17 protein-coding genes are annotated in these 15050 nt (G+C 40.0%); 13 read left to right on the plus strand and 4 right to left on the minus strand.

The window, feature by feature from the left end; all coding sequences use genetic code 11:
- The first annotated feature begins 1 nt into the window (after position 1).
- The 3 genes from ACYVFA_RS20735 to ACYVFA_RS20745 all read left to right on the plus strand — a co-directional run bounded on the left by ACYVFA_RS20735 (position 2) and on the right by ACYVFA_RS20745 (position 1610).
- Positions 2-415, plus strand: coding sequence for an arsenate reductase ArsC (locus tag ACYVFA_RS20735; RefSeq protein ID WP_460473838.1), 414 nt, complete (start codon positions 2-4; stop codon positions 413-415).
- Between the two features lie 257 nt (positions 416-672).
- Positions 673-831: a lmo0937 family membrane protein gene (locus ACYVFA_RS20740; RefSeq protein ID WP_460473771.1), complete on the plus strand. Its 159-nt coding sequence runs from the start codon at positions 673-675 to the stop codon at positions 829-831.
- A gap of 149 nt (positions 832-980) precedes the next feature.
- Positions 981-1610, plus strand: a complete 630-nt coding sequence (locus ACYVFA_RS20745; RefSeq protein WP_460473772.1) for a porin family protein — start codon at positions 981-983, stop codon at positions 1608-1610.
- 458 nt (positions 1611-2068) lie between these two features.
- On the opposite strand, the gene ACYVFA_RS20750 is transcribed toward ACYVFA_RS20745, so the two are convergent.
- Complete coding sequence (locus ACYVFA_RS20750; protein ID WP_460473773.1) at positions 2069-3451, minus strand: MFS transporter; 1383 nt, start codon at positions 3449-3451, stop codon at positions 2069-2071.
- A 114-nt stretch (positions 3452-3565) separates the two neighbouring features.
- Positions 3566-4282 carry a DUF3667 domain-containing protein gene (locus ACYVFA_RS20755; protein WP_460473774.1) on the minus strand — a complete coding sequence of 239 codons (717 nt, stop codon included), beginning with the start codon at positions 4280-4282 and terminating at the stop codon, positions 3566-3568.
- Between the two features lie 303 nt (positions 4283-4585).
- Between ACYVFA_RS20755 and ACYVFA_RS20760 the strand changes: the two genes are divergently transcribed.
- The 4 genes from ACYVFA_RS20760 to ACYVFA_RS20775 all read left to right on the plus strand — a co-directional run bounded on the left by ACYVFA_RS20760 (position 4586) and on the right by ACYVFA_RS20775 (position 8233).
- Positions 4586-5734 carry a Gfo/Idh/MocA family protein gene (locus ACYVFA_RS20760; protein ID WP_460473775.1) on the plus strand — a complete coding sequence of 383 codons (1149 nt, stop codon included), beginning with the start codon at positions 4586-4588 and terminating at the stop codon, positions 5732-5734.
- A 253-nt stretch (positions 5735-5987) separates the two neighbouring features.
- Positions 5988-6209, plus strand: a complete 222-nt coding sequence (locus ACYVFA_RS20765; RefSeq protein WP_460473839.1) for a four helix bundle protein — start codon at positions 5988-5990, stop codon at positions 6207-6209.
- A 42-nt stretch (positions 6210-6251) separates the two neighbouring features.
- On the plus strand, positions 6252-7304 hold the full coding sequence (locus ACYVFA_RS20770) for a sugar phosphate isomerase/epimerase family protein (RefSeq protein ID WP_460473776.1): 1053 nt from the start codon (positions 6252-6254) through the stop codon (positions 7302-7304).
- 227 nt (positions 7305-7531) lie between these two features.
- Positions 7532-8233, plus strand: coding sequence for a 3-keto-disaccharide hydrolase (locus ACYVFA_RS20775; protein WP_460473777.1), 702 nt, complete (start codon positions 7532-7534; stop codon positions 8231-8233).
- A gap of 276 nt (positions 8234-8509) precedes the next feature.
- Here ACYVFA_RS20775 and ACYVFA_RS20780 read toward each other — a convergent pair whose 3' ends face one another.
- On the minus strand, positions 8510-8674 hold the full coding sequence (locus ACYVFA_RS20780; RefSeq protein ID WP_460473778.1) for a hypothetical protein: 165 nt from the start codon (positions 8672-8674) through the stop codon (positions 8510-8512).
- Between ACYVFA_RS20780 and ACYVFA_RS20785 the strand changes: the two genes are divergently transcribed.
- Positions 8673-9131, plus strand: coding sequence for a hypothetical protein (locus tag ACYVFA_RS20785; RefSeq protein WP_460473779.1), 459 nt, complete (start codon positions 8673-8675; stop codon positions 9129-9131). The two genes, ACYVFA_RS20780 and ACYVFA_RS20785, sit on opposite strands and share 2 nt — an antisense overlap.
- Before the next feature lie 33 nt (positions 9132-9164).
- Here the strand turns inward: ACYVFA_RS20785 and ACYVFA_RS20790 are convergent, their stop codons facing one another.
- Positions 9165-9530 (minus strand): DUF4180 domain-containing protein, encoded by a 366-nt coding sequence (locus tag ACYVFA_RS20790; RefSeq protein ID WP_460473780.1) that lies wholly within the window; start codon positions 9528-9530, stop codon positions 9165-9167.
- 209 nt (positions 9531-9739) lie between these two features.
- Between ACYVFA_RS20790 and ACYVFA_RS20795 the strand changes: the two genes are divergently transcribed.
- The 5 genes from ACYVFA_RS20795 to ACYVFA_RS20815 all read left to right on the plus strand — a co-directional run.
- Complete coding sequence (locus ACYVFA_RS20795; protein WP_460473781.1) at positions 9740-10381, plus strand: M23 family metallopeptidase; 642 nt, start codon at positions 9740-9742, stop codon at positions 10379-10381.
- 303 nt (positions 10382-10684) lie between these two features.
- Positions 10685-11701 carry a LacI family DNA-binding transcriptional regulator gene (locus tag ACYVFA_RS20800; RefSeq protein ID WP_460473782.1) on the plus strand — a complete coding sequence of 339 codons (1017 nt, stop codon included), beginning with the start codon at positions 10685-10687 and terminating at the stop codon, positions 11699-11701.
- Positions 11702-11738: 37 nt separating this feature from the next.
- Positions 11739-12407, plus strand: coding sequence for a hypothetical protein (locus ACYVFA_RS20805; RefSeq protein WP_460473783.1), 669 nt, complete (start codon positions 11739-11741; stop codon positions 12405-12407).
- 494 nt (positions 12408-12901) lie between these two features.
- Positions 12902-13999 carry a 3-coathanger stack domain-containing protein gene (locus ACYVFA_RS20810; protein WP_460473784.1) on the plus strand — a complete coding sequence of 366 codons (1098 nt, stop codon included), beginning with the start codon at positions 12902-12904 and terminating at the stop codon, positions 13997-13999.
- A gap of 118 nt (positions 14000-14117) precedes the next feature.
- Positions 14118-15050: collagen-like domain-containing protein (locus ACYVFA_RS20815; protein ID WP_460473785.1), on the plus strand; the 933-nt coding region annotated here is incomplete at its 3' end.

Below are 15050 nucleotides of genomic sequence, written 5' to 3' on the forward strand. Positions count from 1 at the left end.
GATGAAAAACATTTTAGTTTTATGCACAGGCAATTCGTGCAGAAGTCAGATTGCCGAAGGTTATCTAAAATATTTTGCAGATAATAAGGCGAAAGTGTATAGTGCCGGGGTTGAAACACATGGAGTAAACCCCAGGGCCATTGCCACCATGCAGGAAGATGGTATTGATATTTCAAAGCATACCTCAAACCATGTAGACGAGTATCGGCATATTGATTTCGATTTTGTAATAACCGTTTGTGATAATGCCAGAGAACGTTGCCCTTACTTCCCGGCGGGCGCCAAGAAATTTCATTATAATTTTCCTGACCCTGCCAAATTCCAAGGGAATGAAACTGACACGGTAGCAAAATTCGGGCGTGTCAGAGATATGATAAAGGCCTATTGTAAAAAGTTTGTCAATGAGCAATTGTAAACGTTGAGGGGTTGAAAATTCTGAACCCCCTCAAATTTTCTTTCTATTCTCCCGCATTCTCTACACAATTGAGGAATCTTCACCACGAATTTTTAACGTTATATCTTCTGTTTTGAATAAAAAGGGGTTGCTTGACTAATAATCTGGTGGCTGGCATGGTATTTTTACAGGTATATACGAAATATCCAATATAGGCTACAGCCACAGACAGAAACGAAAGCCTATTATCATTTTTTAAACAACTAAATTCAAACACAATGGGAAATTTACTGTATTTAATCGCCGTGATCCTGATTATCGGATGGGTATTAGGATTCTTTGTTTATAGCGCGGGTGGTCTTATCCATATCCTGCTAGTTATTGCCGTGATAGCTATTCTTTTAAGACTTATTTCAGGCAACAGGGTGATAAAGTAACCTTGGCTGGTAAATGCCAGCCACGCGCTGGCATACATTTTATTTAAGAGTATTCAGTAATCAGGGTTGCAACAGTTATTTATTTAAATATTAAAAAAAAGCTGGCTATTACAGCGCTTACGTGATCCACAAACTTTATTACAAAACACATGAAAAAGGCATTTTTTATTACAGCAGCGGTGGCGCTTTTTGCCATTAGTTCTTACGGGCAAGACGCAGGTCAGAAAATTCAATTAGGGATAAAAGCAGGTCTGAATTATTCAAACATTTATGATTCTAAGAGTGACCAATACGATGCGAAAGGAAAATATGGTGGAGCAGCAGGCGTATTTCTGGCTATTCCAATCGGTAGATTTCTGGGGATTCAACCTGAAGTAATGTATTCTCAGAAAGGATATAAACAATCAGGTAGTGTGTTAGGAGCTAATTATGATTTTACCCGTACTTCTCATTATCTCGATGTTCCGCTATTACTATCTATCAAACCAACCAGTGTGCTGACTGTGCAGGTTGGGCCGCAGTTTTCTTATCTGATGAGACAAAAAACGGTGATTAATACAGGCTTAGGTACGGTTATCACTGATAATGATTTTGATAACGATAATATACGCAAAAATACTTTAGGTGCGGTTGTGGGGCTTGATTTCAATTTCGATAGAGTCGTTTTTGGTACAAGAGCCGGCTGGGATTTGCAGAATAATAATGGAGATGGCTCTTCGTATAATCCAAGATATAAGAATGTAGTAGTACAAGCCACGCTAGGTTTCAGACTGTTTTAAATGCTTACAATAGCATCTTTATTTGACATCAAATATATATAGCAAAGGCAGGGAGTTCAGGATTCTGGACTCCCTGCCTTTTTATTATAGTAACTAAATGACAGGAAATTCAGGAAAATCTAATTAACAAAGAAGCAAGCCCATCGGTTGACGAGCCTGCTTCTCTAAGACAATATCATACGCTTGTTTTACCTATCGCCTGTGATATCGAATACTAAAATTGTAAATTTGTAAGTAAGTAGTTTTATTTATACTCCTTACAGCAAAAGTCATTCAGAAAATCATCGGCTAGTTAAATTCAATGGTTTTTCAGAAATTTCAGTTTTCAGTTTGACAAAAGCAAAAAATCGGGATTAGAATTTATTTAGAATTATTTACAGGTACCCCATAAAAAAAGTAGGGGTTCAAAATTTTGAACCCCTACCCAAATATTTCTTTCAATTATATCTTTAGAAAGATTACAATTTAACGGCTACGTTAGTACTTTTTCTGTTTTTCATGTAGAAATACAAACCTGTAAATGCTACAATCAGAATAACAGGAAATAAGACCATTGTGCTAAGGGTTGCTTGTCCGGCGGCTAATTCCAGTTCATTGCCTGTAAGGCCCTGAGCTGCTTTATCTGCATGTGCTTTGTCAATCCAGCCACCGATAATTGGCTGGAAAAGTGAGCTTGAAAACATACCTACACCACCAATTACTGACATACCCAAGGCACCACTGGCAGGAATTTTATCAGCTGTAAAACCTACCATGTTTGGCCAGAAATAAGCGATACCACAAGCATAAATGATAGCGGCACCATATAATACAGGGCCGGTCATTGAGCTATACATATAAAGACCGATAGCCGCCAATACTGCTGAACCTAATAATACACCGGTTTGATCGAATCTATGAACGATAGGCCCTGCAAAGTATCTGGCTACCGCCATAGTACCGGTAGTTAAGGCTAATAACAACATTGGGTTAGCACCACTGCTTCCCAGAATCAGACCAACCCATTGTTGAGGGCCGAATTCTGAGATGGCCGTTAAAGACATACATACGAATATAAACAGGAATAGACCACCAAATAGTAAATAAATACCGATAAGCATGGTTACTACCGCGATTATGAAGTAAATATTTGTCGTTGAATCGCCTAAGATTGTACTGATGCCAAAAGTATCAGCAAATGAATATAAGATAAAAAATACTAAAGCCGCTGCTAAAAATGGCGTACTTGATTTATAATTAACCCCTGAACCTGTATTAGCAACAGATTTTGATTGAGGGAATGTTTGACCCCAGAATAAATAGGCATATACCAATGTAGGGATCATAATAACCCAAATCTGCGCCTGCCAAGGTAAAGAGGCATCGGTCATGAATTTTGAAATCAAAGAACCGATTACGATACCACCCGGGAACCACATATGGAAGCGGTTCAGCATGGTACTCATTTTGTTACCTTCGTAAGCATCGGCAATCATTGGATTACAAGCGGCTTCTGTACAACCATTGCCTAAACCAATGAAAAGGGTTGAGATAAGAAGAATAACATAACTACCCCCTGAGAAAATAGTCAACAAGATACCTAAAGTGTGTGCAACAAAGGCAAACTGCATAATTTTTTTACCGCCTATTGACTGATAAATCAGGCCACCAATAATCATGGCAATAGGAAACCCTAAAAACCACATTTGATTGATAACACCTAATTGTTTCGCAGTAAAGCCATATTCTGTACCTAATTGATTAAGAATACCTGCACGGATACTAAATGAAAAGGCTGTAGTAATTAGAGCCAAACAACTTCCAAGAAAAAGGCGCGATTGGTTAATCGACTGGTTGGTCATAGTGTTTAATTTTTTAGGGTTTAATAAATTTTATAAACGTAAAAGTACTTTTTTTAATATTATTTCAAAAGAAAATGATATTTATAATTGTAATTTCTACAATTAACTTGCTATTTAGCGCGCATTCTTAAAAAAGGTATAATAAACAACGCCTATGATAGTGCCAATCAGGAATTGGTTGAGGATAAACGAAACGAAGATTTTTATTACTGTGAGCCATAGTTTTTCTTCATAAAACTGCTTGGCCGCCCAACTGACATAGATTAAAAACAAAAAGAAATAGATATAAAGAATGGTATTGTAATGCTCGCGAAAAAGGTTGACGAAAATAACGAATATCAGCACAAAGAACACGAACCTGAAACCGCCCAAAAACAAGTGAAAGATGATATTTTCGGCAAAATTATACTTCTTTTTGCGGAAAAACAGCCAGGTAAAAAAAGCCTGTATGGGTACTGATGCCACGAAGATCCAGTTGACGTATTTGGTGACGATATTTGAGACCGGATTGGTTGATTTGAGGTTGATGTCGAATAAATGAAAATAGGCCGACAAGAACGCCGAAATGGCAACTGTAATGAGGAAGAAATTGAAGGGATTGTAGTATTTTTTTCTGGCTCCGGCTACGTATTCTTTTACTACCTCGCCCGGGCGAAGCGCCAGCTCTTTGAAGAGAAATAAAAACCCGGTATCGGCGTGGGTAAAGGCATGAATCACCTCATGAATCATGAAATGTGTATTTATGCGATGAACGCTTGCTTTCTGCCCACAATTAGGGCAAAATTGGTTAGTTTGCTCATTTGGCTGATGGCAATTAAGGCAGGTTTTCATAAAAAGTGGGAGTAAAATAGAGAAATAAAAGGAATTGTTGATTGTAAAAACCAATGAAACCTTTTTATTTTACACAAAGTTAGAATTTTGCCTCACATTTGCAAATTCATGCGTTTAATGATATTGTAAAGTGTTTTTTAGGAGTTCGGGATTGGGTTTTAAGGGGTGTATTTTAAGAAATAAATGTTCTTTTAAAATCCAGCAATCAATGAATGAATACCCTATCGTTTTTCATTAACAGATTTTATGAAAGGCGGTTTTAATTTATAGATTAATTATTATTTCAACCCTTTAGTCTACAATATGCAACGAAAAATCCGAATGGGAATGGTCGGTGGCGGACGTGGAGCGTTTATTGGTGCTGTCCACCGAACAGCTGCTGCCATTGATGGCGAAATCGATTTGGTTTGTGGAGCTTTTAGTTCAACAGCCGAGAAATCAAAAGCATCAGGAGAAGATTTGATGATTGCCCCTGACCGCTGCTACGGCGATTTCAAAGAAATGATTCAGAAAGAAAAACGCCGCAAAGACAAGATAGATGCGGTGTCGATTGTTACTCCTAACCACATGCACTTTGCCCCTGCCAAGATGGCATTGGAAAACGGCTTCCATGTGATTTGCGATAAACCGGTAACTTTCACGCTTCCGGAAGCAAAAAAACTCAAAGACCTTGTTGAAAAAACCGGATTGACCTTTGCGCTTACGCATAATTACACGGGCTACCCGATGGTAAAACAGGCACGTCATTTAGTACAAAGCGGCGCTTTGGGAGCTATCCGAAAAGTAGTAGTAGAGTATCCGCAAGGCTGGCTGGCTTTTCTGGAAGAAAAACGGGGGTATAAACAAGCCGAGTGGCGCACAGACCCTAAGCGCTCAGGTATTGCAGGTGCCGTAGGTGATATTGGTACACACGCCGAAAATCTGGCTGAATACATCACAGGTTTGAAAATCACTGAAATGTGTGCAGATGTAAGCACTTTCGTAGAAGGACGCTTGCTGGATGATGATGCCAACATTCTTTTACACTTTGATAATGGTGCGAAAGGGATCCTTCATTGCAGCCAGATTGCCAATGGTGACGAAAACAACCTGAATATCAGAGTTTACGGTGAGTTAGGTAGTGTGCACTGGCAACAGATGGAGCCAAATACCCTGGCACATAAAACGCAGGAATTCCACCACTTGTATCGTCCGTCAGTTGGCAATCTTTGTCCTGAGGCTAAAGCGAATATCCGTCTTCCATCAGGCCATCCTGAGGGATACTTGGAGGCTTTTGCCAATATCTATCGCAATTTCGCCAGAACTGTTCGTAAACGTATGAACGGCGAAACACCTACGGAAATCGAACTGGATTTTCCTACTATTGAAGATGGTATTAGAGGTATGCAGTTTGTGGAGACGGTTATTGCGTCGGGGAAGAGTAATAGTAAATGGGTCAAGTTTAAGTCATAATGGTGAATGGCGAATGGTGAATTAGCGAATAATTTATAAACACATATATGTTACAAATATCGAATATTCAATAATCTATGAAGCAGAGATATCCATCTAAGTATTCAGAGGAGGAACGGTTTCAATTCGCGGAAACAATCGAAAAAAGATTAAAGTCATTCGCTATCAGATGTATTGATGTTTATAAAGCTTTACCACTAAATGACTTCGCTGCTCAACATATCGGAAAACAATTAGTGCGTTCATCTACCTCATCTGCAACCAATTACAGGGCTGTAGAGCTAGAAGTCAAAATGAATTTTATGCCAAAATAAGTATTGTCATCGAAGAAATTGACGAGTCTATTTTCTGGCTAGAAATGCTAATTGACCTGAACTATTTTAAACTAGAGAAATTAAGTAATTTAATTAACGACAGTAGTGAAGTTTTGCTAATTCTGTCAAAATCAAGAAAAAATACATATCAGAATGGCTGAGTTATTCGCTAATTCGCCATTCACTAATTCGTTATTAGATTTATGAAAACAATAAAAGGACCAGCGATATTTTTAGCACAATTTCTGGGCGATGAAGCCCCGTTTAATTCATTAGATACCATTGCCGACTATATGGCAGGATTAGGATATAAAGGTATCCAGTTGCCTACGTGGGATAGCCGTGTAATTGACCTACAAAAAGCAGCTGAATCAAAAACCTATGCCGATGAACTGAAAGGCAAACTGGCTGATAAAGGTCTGGCGATTACTGAATTGTCAACGCACTTACAGGGACAATTAATCGCTTCTCACCCGGCTTATAATGCCATGTATGATGCTTTTGCACCTGCTTCGGTGCATGGTGATGAGCCTGCGCGCCGCCAATGGGCACAGCAACAATTGAAATGGGCAGCGAAGGCTTCTCAGAATTTAGGACTCGCTACGCATGTAGGTTTCTCGGGTGCTTTGGCATGGCCTTTCTTATATCCTTGGCCGCAACGCCCTGCCGGTTTAATTGAAACTGCGTTTAAAGAATTAGCCAATCGTTGGGAGCCGATTCTGAATATTTTTGATGAAAACGGCGTAGATTATTGCTACGAATTACACCCGGGCGAAGATTTATATGATGGTACAACTTTCGAAATGTTTGTTGATTACCTGAAAGGTCATAAACGTGCTTGTATCAACTATGATCCAAGTCACTTTGTGCTACAACAATTAGATTATCTGGCATTTATTGATTTATATCACGAGCGTATCAAGGCATTCCACGTTAAAGATGCTGAGTTTAATGCCTCAGGTCGTCAGGGCGTTTATAGTGGTTATGCAGGTTGGGCTGACCGTGCCGGACGTTTCCGTTCATTGGGAGATGGTCAGGTAGATTTCTCAAGCATTTTCAGCAAATTGTCTCAATATAATTATGATAGCTGGGCAGTATTAGAGTGGGAATGTTGTATTAAATCATCTGAACAAGGTGCGGCTGAAGGAGCACCATTCATTGCCAGCCATATCATTGAGGTAGCTACGCGTGCATTTGATGATTTCGCGGCTACTGGCGCTGATGAGGCAGTAAACCGTAGAGCTTTGGGTATATAAAGACCCCACCCTAACCCTCCCCAACAATGGGGAGGGGATAAGAAACTCCCTCAGTGCAACGTCCGCCCCCATTATTGAAAAGAATTGGGGTGCGGGGTAATAATATCAAACAAACGTTGTCGTTATAACTTCCGATTCAAAAGAATAATAAAATTTTCGCACTTGGTTTGCATAGGTTTTATTATGTACTTTTGGGCTCAAATCAACCTCAATCTCAAATATCTACAATGAAAAGAATTCAATTAGGCGTAGCTATGATGGCAGTAATTATTACATGCGCTACTACGGCATTTGTTAACAAACCAGGAAAATGGGTATCAATTTTTAACGGTAAGGATTTCACCGGATGGCATGCTTTCAACAAAACTGAGCCAGTATCAGACAAATGGAAAGTAGAAGATGGAGCTATGGTATTGACAGGCAGAGGTGGTGGAGACCTGGTTACAGATAAAGAATACGAAAACTTTGAACTGGAAATGGACTGGAAAATCTCTGAAAAAGGCAATAGTGGGGTAATGTGGGGTGTAGTAGAAGATAAAAAATACTGCTGCCCATACACAACAGGTCCTGAAATGCAGGTATTAGACGACCAGGGACATCCTGATGCCAAAGCTGGTAAAAATGGTAACCATAAAGCAGGCTCATTGTATGACATGATTCCTCCTTCGAGTTTTGATATTGTAAAACCTGCTGGTGAGTGGAATACAGCAAAAATGAGAATCGACCACAAAGCTAACAAAGGCACTTTCTGGTTGAACGGCAAACAAACATTGCAATTTGATTTGACAGGTCCGGGTTGGGACAATATGGTAGCTAACAGCAAATTCAAAACTTGGGAAGGATTTGGCAAATTTGCGAAAGGTAAAATTGCCCTGCAAGACCATGGCAACCAGGTATGGTTTAAAAATATCAAAGTAAGAGAATTGTAAGATAATTCTGGTTTTCTTCAATAAAGCCTATATTCTTCGGGATGTAGGCTTTATTTTTTGGTATAGTCTTTGATAGAATGTTTTATGTAAAGTATGATTACCTCATTAACAATTATTTGCTGGGTAAAGCATTTACCACTTTAAGACAATGAAAATTACCAATTATTTATCCTTAACTGTTTGCTGCAAGCTTTGCGCATTGGCACTATTCTTAAGCATTTCCACTGCTTTTGCTAATAACTTTACTGAAGTTAAACCTATAAAACCGAAGGGAACTCAAAAGACCAAAGCACTCAAAGAAACGCATGAAGTAGCTGCTAATCTAAGCAATGCTACTGTAGCCTGTGAACCCAGAAATTGTGTACCTGTCTTGATTACTAAATCAAAATCAGTAGTGAAATAGGCAGAAGTTTTTTCGGGTTTTCTGGCTGATAGTACCATGAGGGTATTGGTTACGCCTAATCCCAGCAATACGATTTATGAATATGGTTTGCGATTTGTGGTAACTAAAAAAGGCAATATGGTAAAAGTAGGCTCTAAATTGCCTAAAGCCGGGGTATACCGCGTTTCTATCTGGGATATTGCAACAAAAACCGTAATTGCCCGGCAATATGTTTATCAAACGGCTGATAATGTACAATCATGGGCTGATATTCCAGAGCTGGCACTTACGGCGGATAAAGAGTATTTTATCTCGATTATTTCTAATAACTGGAATGATGCTTATCCTAAATCGGGTTCAACGGTAACTTATCCTATAATAAAAAGTAATCTAAAAGTGCTGGCATTTGCTTATGCAAGCCAACCAACATTGACTGCGCCACCAAGATACCCTGATATGGAAGACAATACAAATTCCATTTCAGGGCTTGTTGATTTTGGATTTGTGGCTAATTGATAGTGATAAAGTCGCAAAGAAGGAAGAAGTTTCCTACTTCCTCACCAACTTCTCCTTTGCTTCTTCAGTACTTGCTACAAAATTCACTTTGCCGCCTTTGTTACTTTCGTAGATGAAATCGCGCAGGCTTTTGCTGGTGTATCTGGAGAAGTCTCCGACAATGGCGAGGGGCATCTGGTAGTTTGAAAATTTTTGTAGAATATCTCCGGCTATTCCGGTTTTCAGGTCGAAAAAATCGGGTGTGATATTTTTTTCATGAAAAATTAATGTCGTTGCACCAGCATAAGCGGCATTAGCCATGATGTCGAGGGCATCCTGTACTTCTTTTACCACAATCTCATCGTTTGCTATCAATTCGGCTATAAATACGCCGTTATGGTTGGTTATTTCAATATTCATTGCTGTTGCTTCCTTAGTAAATGGGTGTACAAATATACGTAGATTTATTTTGCATTTAAGTGACTGACTGACAAGTATTTCTATAAATCTATTAAACCTTTACCTCTTGAAATTGTCCAATTTATTCGTGTGCGCAATAATAATATAATTTGCTGCGTTTGATAGAAATTGGTTACTTTTGCAAAAATTTTCAACAAAAACAGTCAGGAATGAAGAAAACAGTGTTAGGATTTTTAGTAATTTTTGGATGTATCACATCAGGATTTTCCCAGAACATTGCCCTTAACAATTCAACGAAAACAATCAAAGAAGACAACTGGAAAGGTTTAAATTCACTACTCGAAGTAAACGACATTCTGCGCTATATTTATAGCGATCCTTTAAAGGAAAACTACATACAGACGATTCCGGCAGGCTACCCATTAGACAAAGATATTCACATCAATTCCTTTTATGGTTCACGCAACCATCCCGTTCATAATGTGACGAAGTTTCACAGAGGTATTGATCTGAAAGGCGACACTGGCGAGAAAGTATATGCAACCGGCGAAGGCGAGGTAATAGAAGCAGGCTATAAAAGCGACATTGGCAACTATGTAAAAATCAAACATCTGTATGGCTTTGAGTCGATTTACGGGCATTTGAGCAAAATATCTGTAAAAAAAGGACAAAAAATTTCGCGCCGTCAGTTGCTTGGTAAAGTAGGTGCTACAGGTACTGTAACAGGCCCGCATCTGCATTATACCTTAAAGAAAAACAATCAGTTTATCGACCCATTCGATTTCCTGTTTCTTGATTTTGAGTCTGAAGGTATCAGTATGCTTTGGAAACAGAAAGGGAAATTGGCCTAATCGCATGGGGCAGAGGGCATGGAGCAGAGGGGTATGAAAAATAGTCATTAGTAAAAGGAGCCCAGTAATGGGCTTTTTTTATGGGTGTTTTTGCAGGGGGCGAAGAGCATGGGGCAGAGGGAGAATAGTTAATCTTATTACTATCTCTTTCCCAATCCCCTCTACCCCATGCTCTATACTCTTTACCCTATGCCCTATGCTCTATGCTCTTTACCCTATGCCCTCCGCTCCATGCCCTGCCCTATAAATGCTGAAGAATCAGGAATTATTTATATTTTTGAGAAATAAAATAAACCATCTGCATTGAAAAAGAAAAAGTCTATCTACGATATTGCTAAGGAATTAGAAGTTTCGGTAACCACCCTCTCTTTTGTATTGAATGGCAAGGGCCAGGAAAAAAGAATCAGCAAAGAAGTTATTCAGAAAATTGAAGCGTATGTAAAAGAAGTAGGGTATCAGCCCAATCATCTGGGCCGTAGTCTGAGTACCGGAAAAAGCCGCACGATCGGGATGATTGTTGGGGACATTAATAATCCATTTTTTTCGGAAGTAGCCAGTGGAATTGAGAAAATTGCCCTTAAAGCCGGATATACACTTATTGTGACGAGTTCGAATAATGAACTGAATCAGATGAAATCTGTAATCAAATTATTGCATGACCGAAATGTAGACGGGTTTATTATTTCGCCGATTGCAGGTCTTGAAGAAACCATTGCTGACCTTAAAAAAGAGGGAAAACCGATGGTTATTTTCAACTGTCATTTCCCTGAGCTGGATACTTTCAATATTGTAGTTGATAATAAAAAAGGGGCTTTTGAGGCCACTCAACATTTGTATGAAAACGGCTTCAGGAATATTGGTTTTATTACGCTTGACCTTTATAGCCAGAACGAACGGATAGATGGTTATAGCAGTTTTATTAAATCTCATAACCTGAATACAAATATCCTTAAATTACCCTATGAGTTGAATTATGAGGAGATAATCAATAAAATTACGCAGTTTTTGACCTCAAATGAGGAACTGGACTCTGTGTTTTTCAGTACAAACTTCCTGACTTTAGGCGGATTGAAGGCCATTAGCAAACTGGGTGGAAAATACGCAAAAATGGGCATTGTGAGTTTTGATGACCACCTTTTGTATGATGTGCTGAGTCCAGGAATTACGGCAATTAAACAACCTGTGAAAGAAATTTCATCGAATATTATTAATCATCTGCTAACTATGCTGGATACTTCCGCTACGGATAAAAAAATAGAACCCCAAACCATCAAATTTCCGGTTGAGTTGATTGTAAGGGCATCGTCTGCAAGGCGTTGATATACCAGTAGTTTTACCAAAAAGGACCTTCTATTTTATGATTATTAAATACGCCTATCCAAAGCTATTCTATGTCCTATTAGTATTGCTAAGCCATACCTCATTCGGACAAATATATAGTGGACGGATTCCTGATTATCATGATGATTGCCTGTTACGCATTAATCAGGACCGCACTGTAGACTTTGTATATAGTGGTGATGACCTTAGTAGTTATGCTGACCACCGTGGAAAGATAAGAAAGTTAAACGATACCTTATTTCATATTTCAGCGATTATGTCGGTCGGGCAGTTTTCACAAAAAGCGCGTAAAGATTCTATTTTCATAACGCTTGACAGCAATATCACTGATCAGTTAGGTAAGATAAAAATCATCTACAGTAACGGAAGTTCTAAAGAATTTAATTTTAATGAATATAATCATTATAAAAGAAATGTGGTGGGCGACCGCCATCTAAAGATAAAAGCTAATCATACCCTCTTTAATAGTACAAAAGGAAAAGACTATATCCTCATTGCTGTTGAAAGAAAAAAACCAATTACGCAGGAACCATTAGTATTCAGAATCCCATTTGGTTCGGCGCCTTCTTTTTCGGGTGGTGAAGAACTAGAATTCGATGTCGTGATAAAAAATGATTATTTATGGACTACAGGAGAACCTCCAGCGAATACCGGTGATTTCAAGTTAAAAAAAGTGAGTGAATGATTTTTCTATATTAATAGGCAGAGGGCATGGGGCTAAGGGCATAGGATAAAGAGCTTGAGGCATGGAGCAAAGGGTTATTGGGAAAGAGATAGTAATAAAGATTAACTATTCTCCCTCTGCTCCATGCCCTTCGCCCCTGCAAAAAAACAGCTGTATTTTTCCTCTAAAGACAAAAAATATTGTACTATTCCAAGAATTCGATACGCTCAATAAATCAATTCTTTTTTTATTGACATGGCGTTAGTGTTTGATTACATTTGAGCATATTTTACCACGATCATAAGTACTTATACTTATCTATTACCTCACTTTAACTGCTTTAATACAACTATAAAGCTTTTAAGCATGCCCTATTCTTTGTAATCAGATTATTCTGAGCGGAAATATTTGTTTTACTCTGCGTCACACACGACTTACTTCCTGAAGGCTCCTTTTAACGGTTACACTGTTTCATTGATGGGCATACAATGCGCCTGTCACACAACTGTATTTGCATGAAAACAAACTTTACTTGTATATTATTTCTTTTGCTTACGCTATCTAATCAGCTTCTGAAAGCTCAGATTGAGGTTGCCCCTAAGGTGATTGCATCTGCGGGTGGTTATAGTGCTACGGGCAATCTGCAGGTATCCTGGACATTGGGTGAAACTTTCATTACCGAACTAACCGGAACCGGACTATCGGCCACGCAAGGTTTTCAGCAGAACACGAGTATCTGTGTCAGTGTAGTTGATTACCAATACGTAAAAGCCGGAAATCCTTATCAGAATTTATTTCCTTTGGTGAGTGGAATGACTATTAATCAGATACCTGAGCAGGTATCTATTCTGGTTACAGGTGTTTGTAGCAATGTGGCTATCGGAAGCTTTGAGATGAATATTCAGGGGCCGGAATTAAACTGGAATATTATTCAGAATGTTCACCCAAGCGCGCTCTTTGATAACCTCGGCAATAATGTTTATGGCCGGAATTTCATTCCGGGGAACTATACCCTTACCGTGACCGGATACGCCGAAGATAATAAAGGCGGTGGCCTGACTTACGGCCCTGTGGTTACGAACTTTACGGTTGTGGGCAATATGGCTACTATCTCTATGCCGAGCCTCTCGACACCCAATATCTGTGCCGGATCTAATGTAGATGTAAACTTCAGTGCTTCGGGCACTTTCAATCCGGGCAATCAATTTCAGGTGCAATTATCCAATCCTCAGGGAGTATTCGATAATCCTGTTACTATTGGCACAACCAATGCTGCCGGAACAGTGAATTGTACCATTCCGCTCAATACGCCTGAGGGCAATAATTACCTGATACGGGTAGTGTCTTCTAATCAGGTATATGCCGGAAATCCGACGATGTCGCAGCTAAAAATCAATCCGCAGAACACTTATCTTCAAAGCCCAGCCAATGACTATGTAACGGGCAACACCGAAATCAAACAGGTCGTAAGCACAATCAGCGCAGGAAACAAAGTAGGAAATACGGCTAATGTCACCTATCAGGCTGGCAATGCAGTGGTGTTGACTCCCGGTTTCGAAACCCAGACAGGCGGCATTTTTAAGGCACAGATACAGGCTTGTGTTAATCACTGAAAACATCAATACTTATTGCCTTTGATGATGAAAAGATTCTCATCATCAAAGGCAGAAACTATACTTTTATGAATTTACCACAAACGAATTATTCACCTAATCACTATCAATATAGCTTATGAAAAGAAATATCCTTTGGCTATTATTCATGATACCGATAGTGCTTCATGCCCAGGCACCGCCCGGGATTCCGTATCAGGCCATTGCCAGAAACAGCAATGGAAATGTGCTGGCCAGCCAGAACATCAAGGTGCGGTTCAGCATTCTGACAGGAAGCATCAACGGGTCTGTTGTTTATGCAGAAACCCATACAACTACGACGAGTAATCTGGGTTTATTTACGCTGACGGTAGGGAACGGAACACCACAAACCGGAACTTTTGCCACTATCAACTGGGCAAATGGCAGCAAATTTTTACAGGTAGAAATTGACCCCGCAGCCGGGAACAATTATATTAATCTGGGTGCAAGCCAGATGATGAGTGTACCCTATGCGCTCTATGCAGCCAGCAGCGGTACACCGGGGGTAACAGGAGCTACCGGGCCGCAAGGACCACAGGGAATAATGGGAGCCACAGGCACACAAGGGCCAGCAGGAGCTACCGGACCACAAGGCCCCGTTGGAGCAACAGGGCTCAGAGGAGCTACCGGGGTTAATGGTTTAACTGGTGCTACTGGTGCTATGGGGCCGCAAGGACCTGTTGGGGCAACAGGAGCTACAGGTATAGCAGGAACGAATGGTGCTACCGGAGCCACAGGACTCAGAGGAGCTACCGGGGCTAATGGTTTAACTGGTGCTACTGGTGCTATGGGGCCGCAAGGACCTGTTGGGGCAACAGGAGCTACAGGTATAGCAGGAACGGATGGTGCTACCGGAGCTACAGGAGCGATTGGGCCACAAGGACCTGCCGGTGTTACAGGTGCTACGGGTATTACCGGAGCCACAGGACTCAGAGGAGCAACGGGTGCTACTGGTTTAACAGGAAATAATGGAGCTACAGGAGCGATTGGGCCACAAGGACCTGCCGGTGTTACAGGTGCTACGGGTATT

It is taken from the genome of Emticicia fontis, assembly GCF_054779675.1.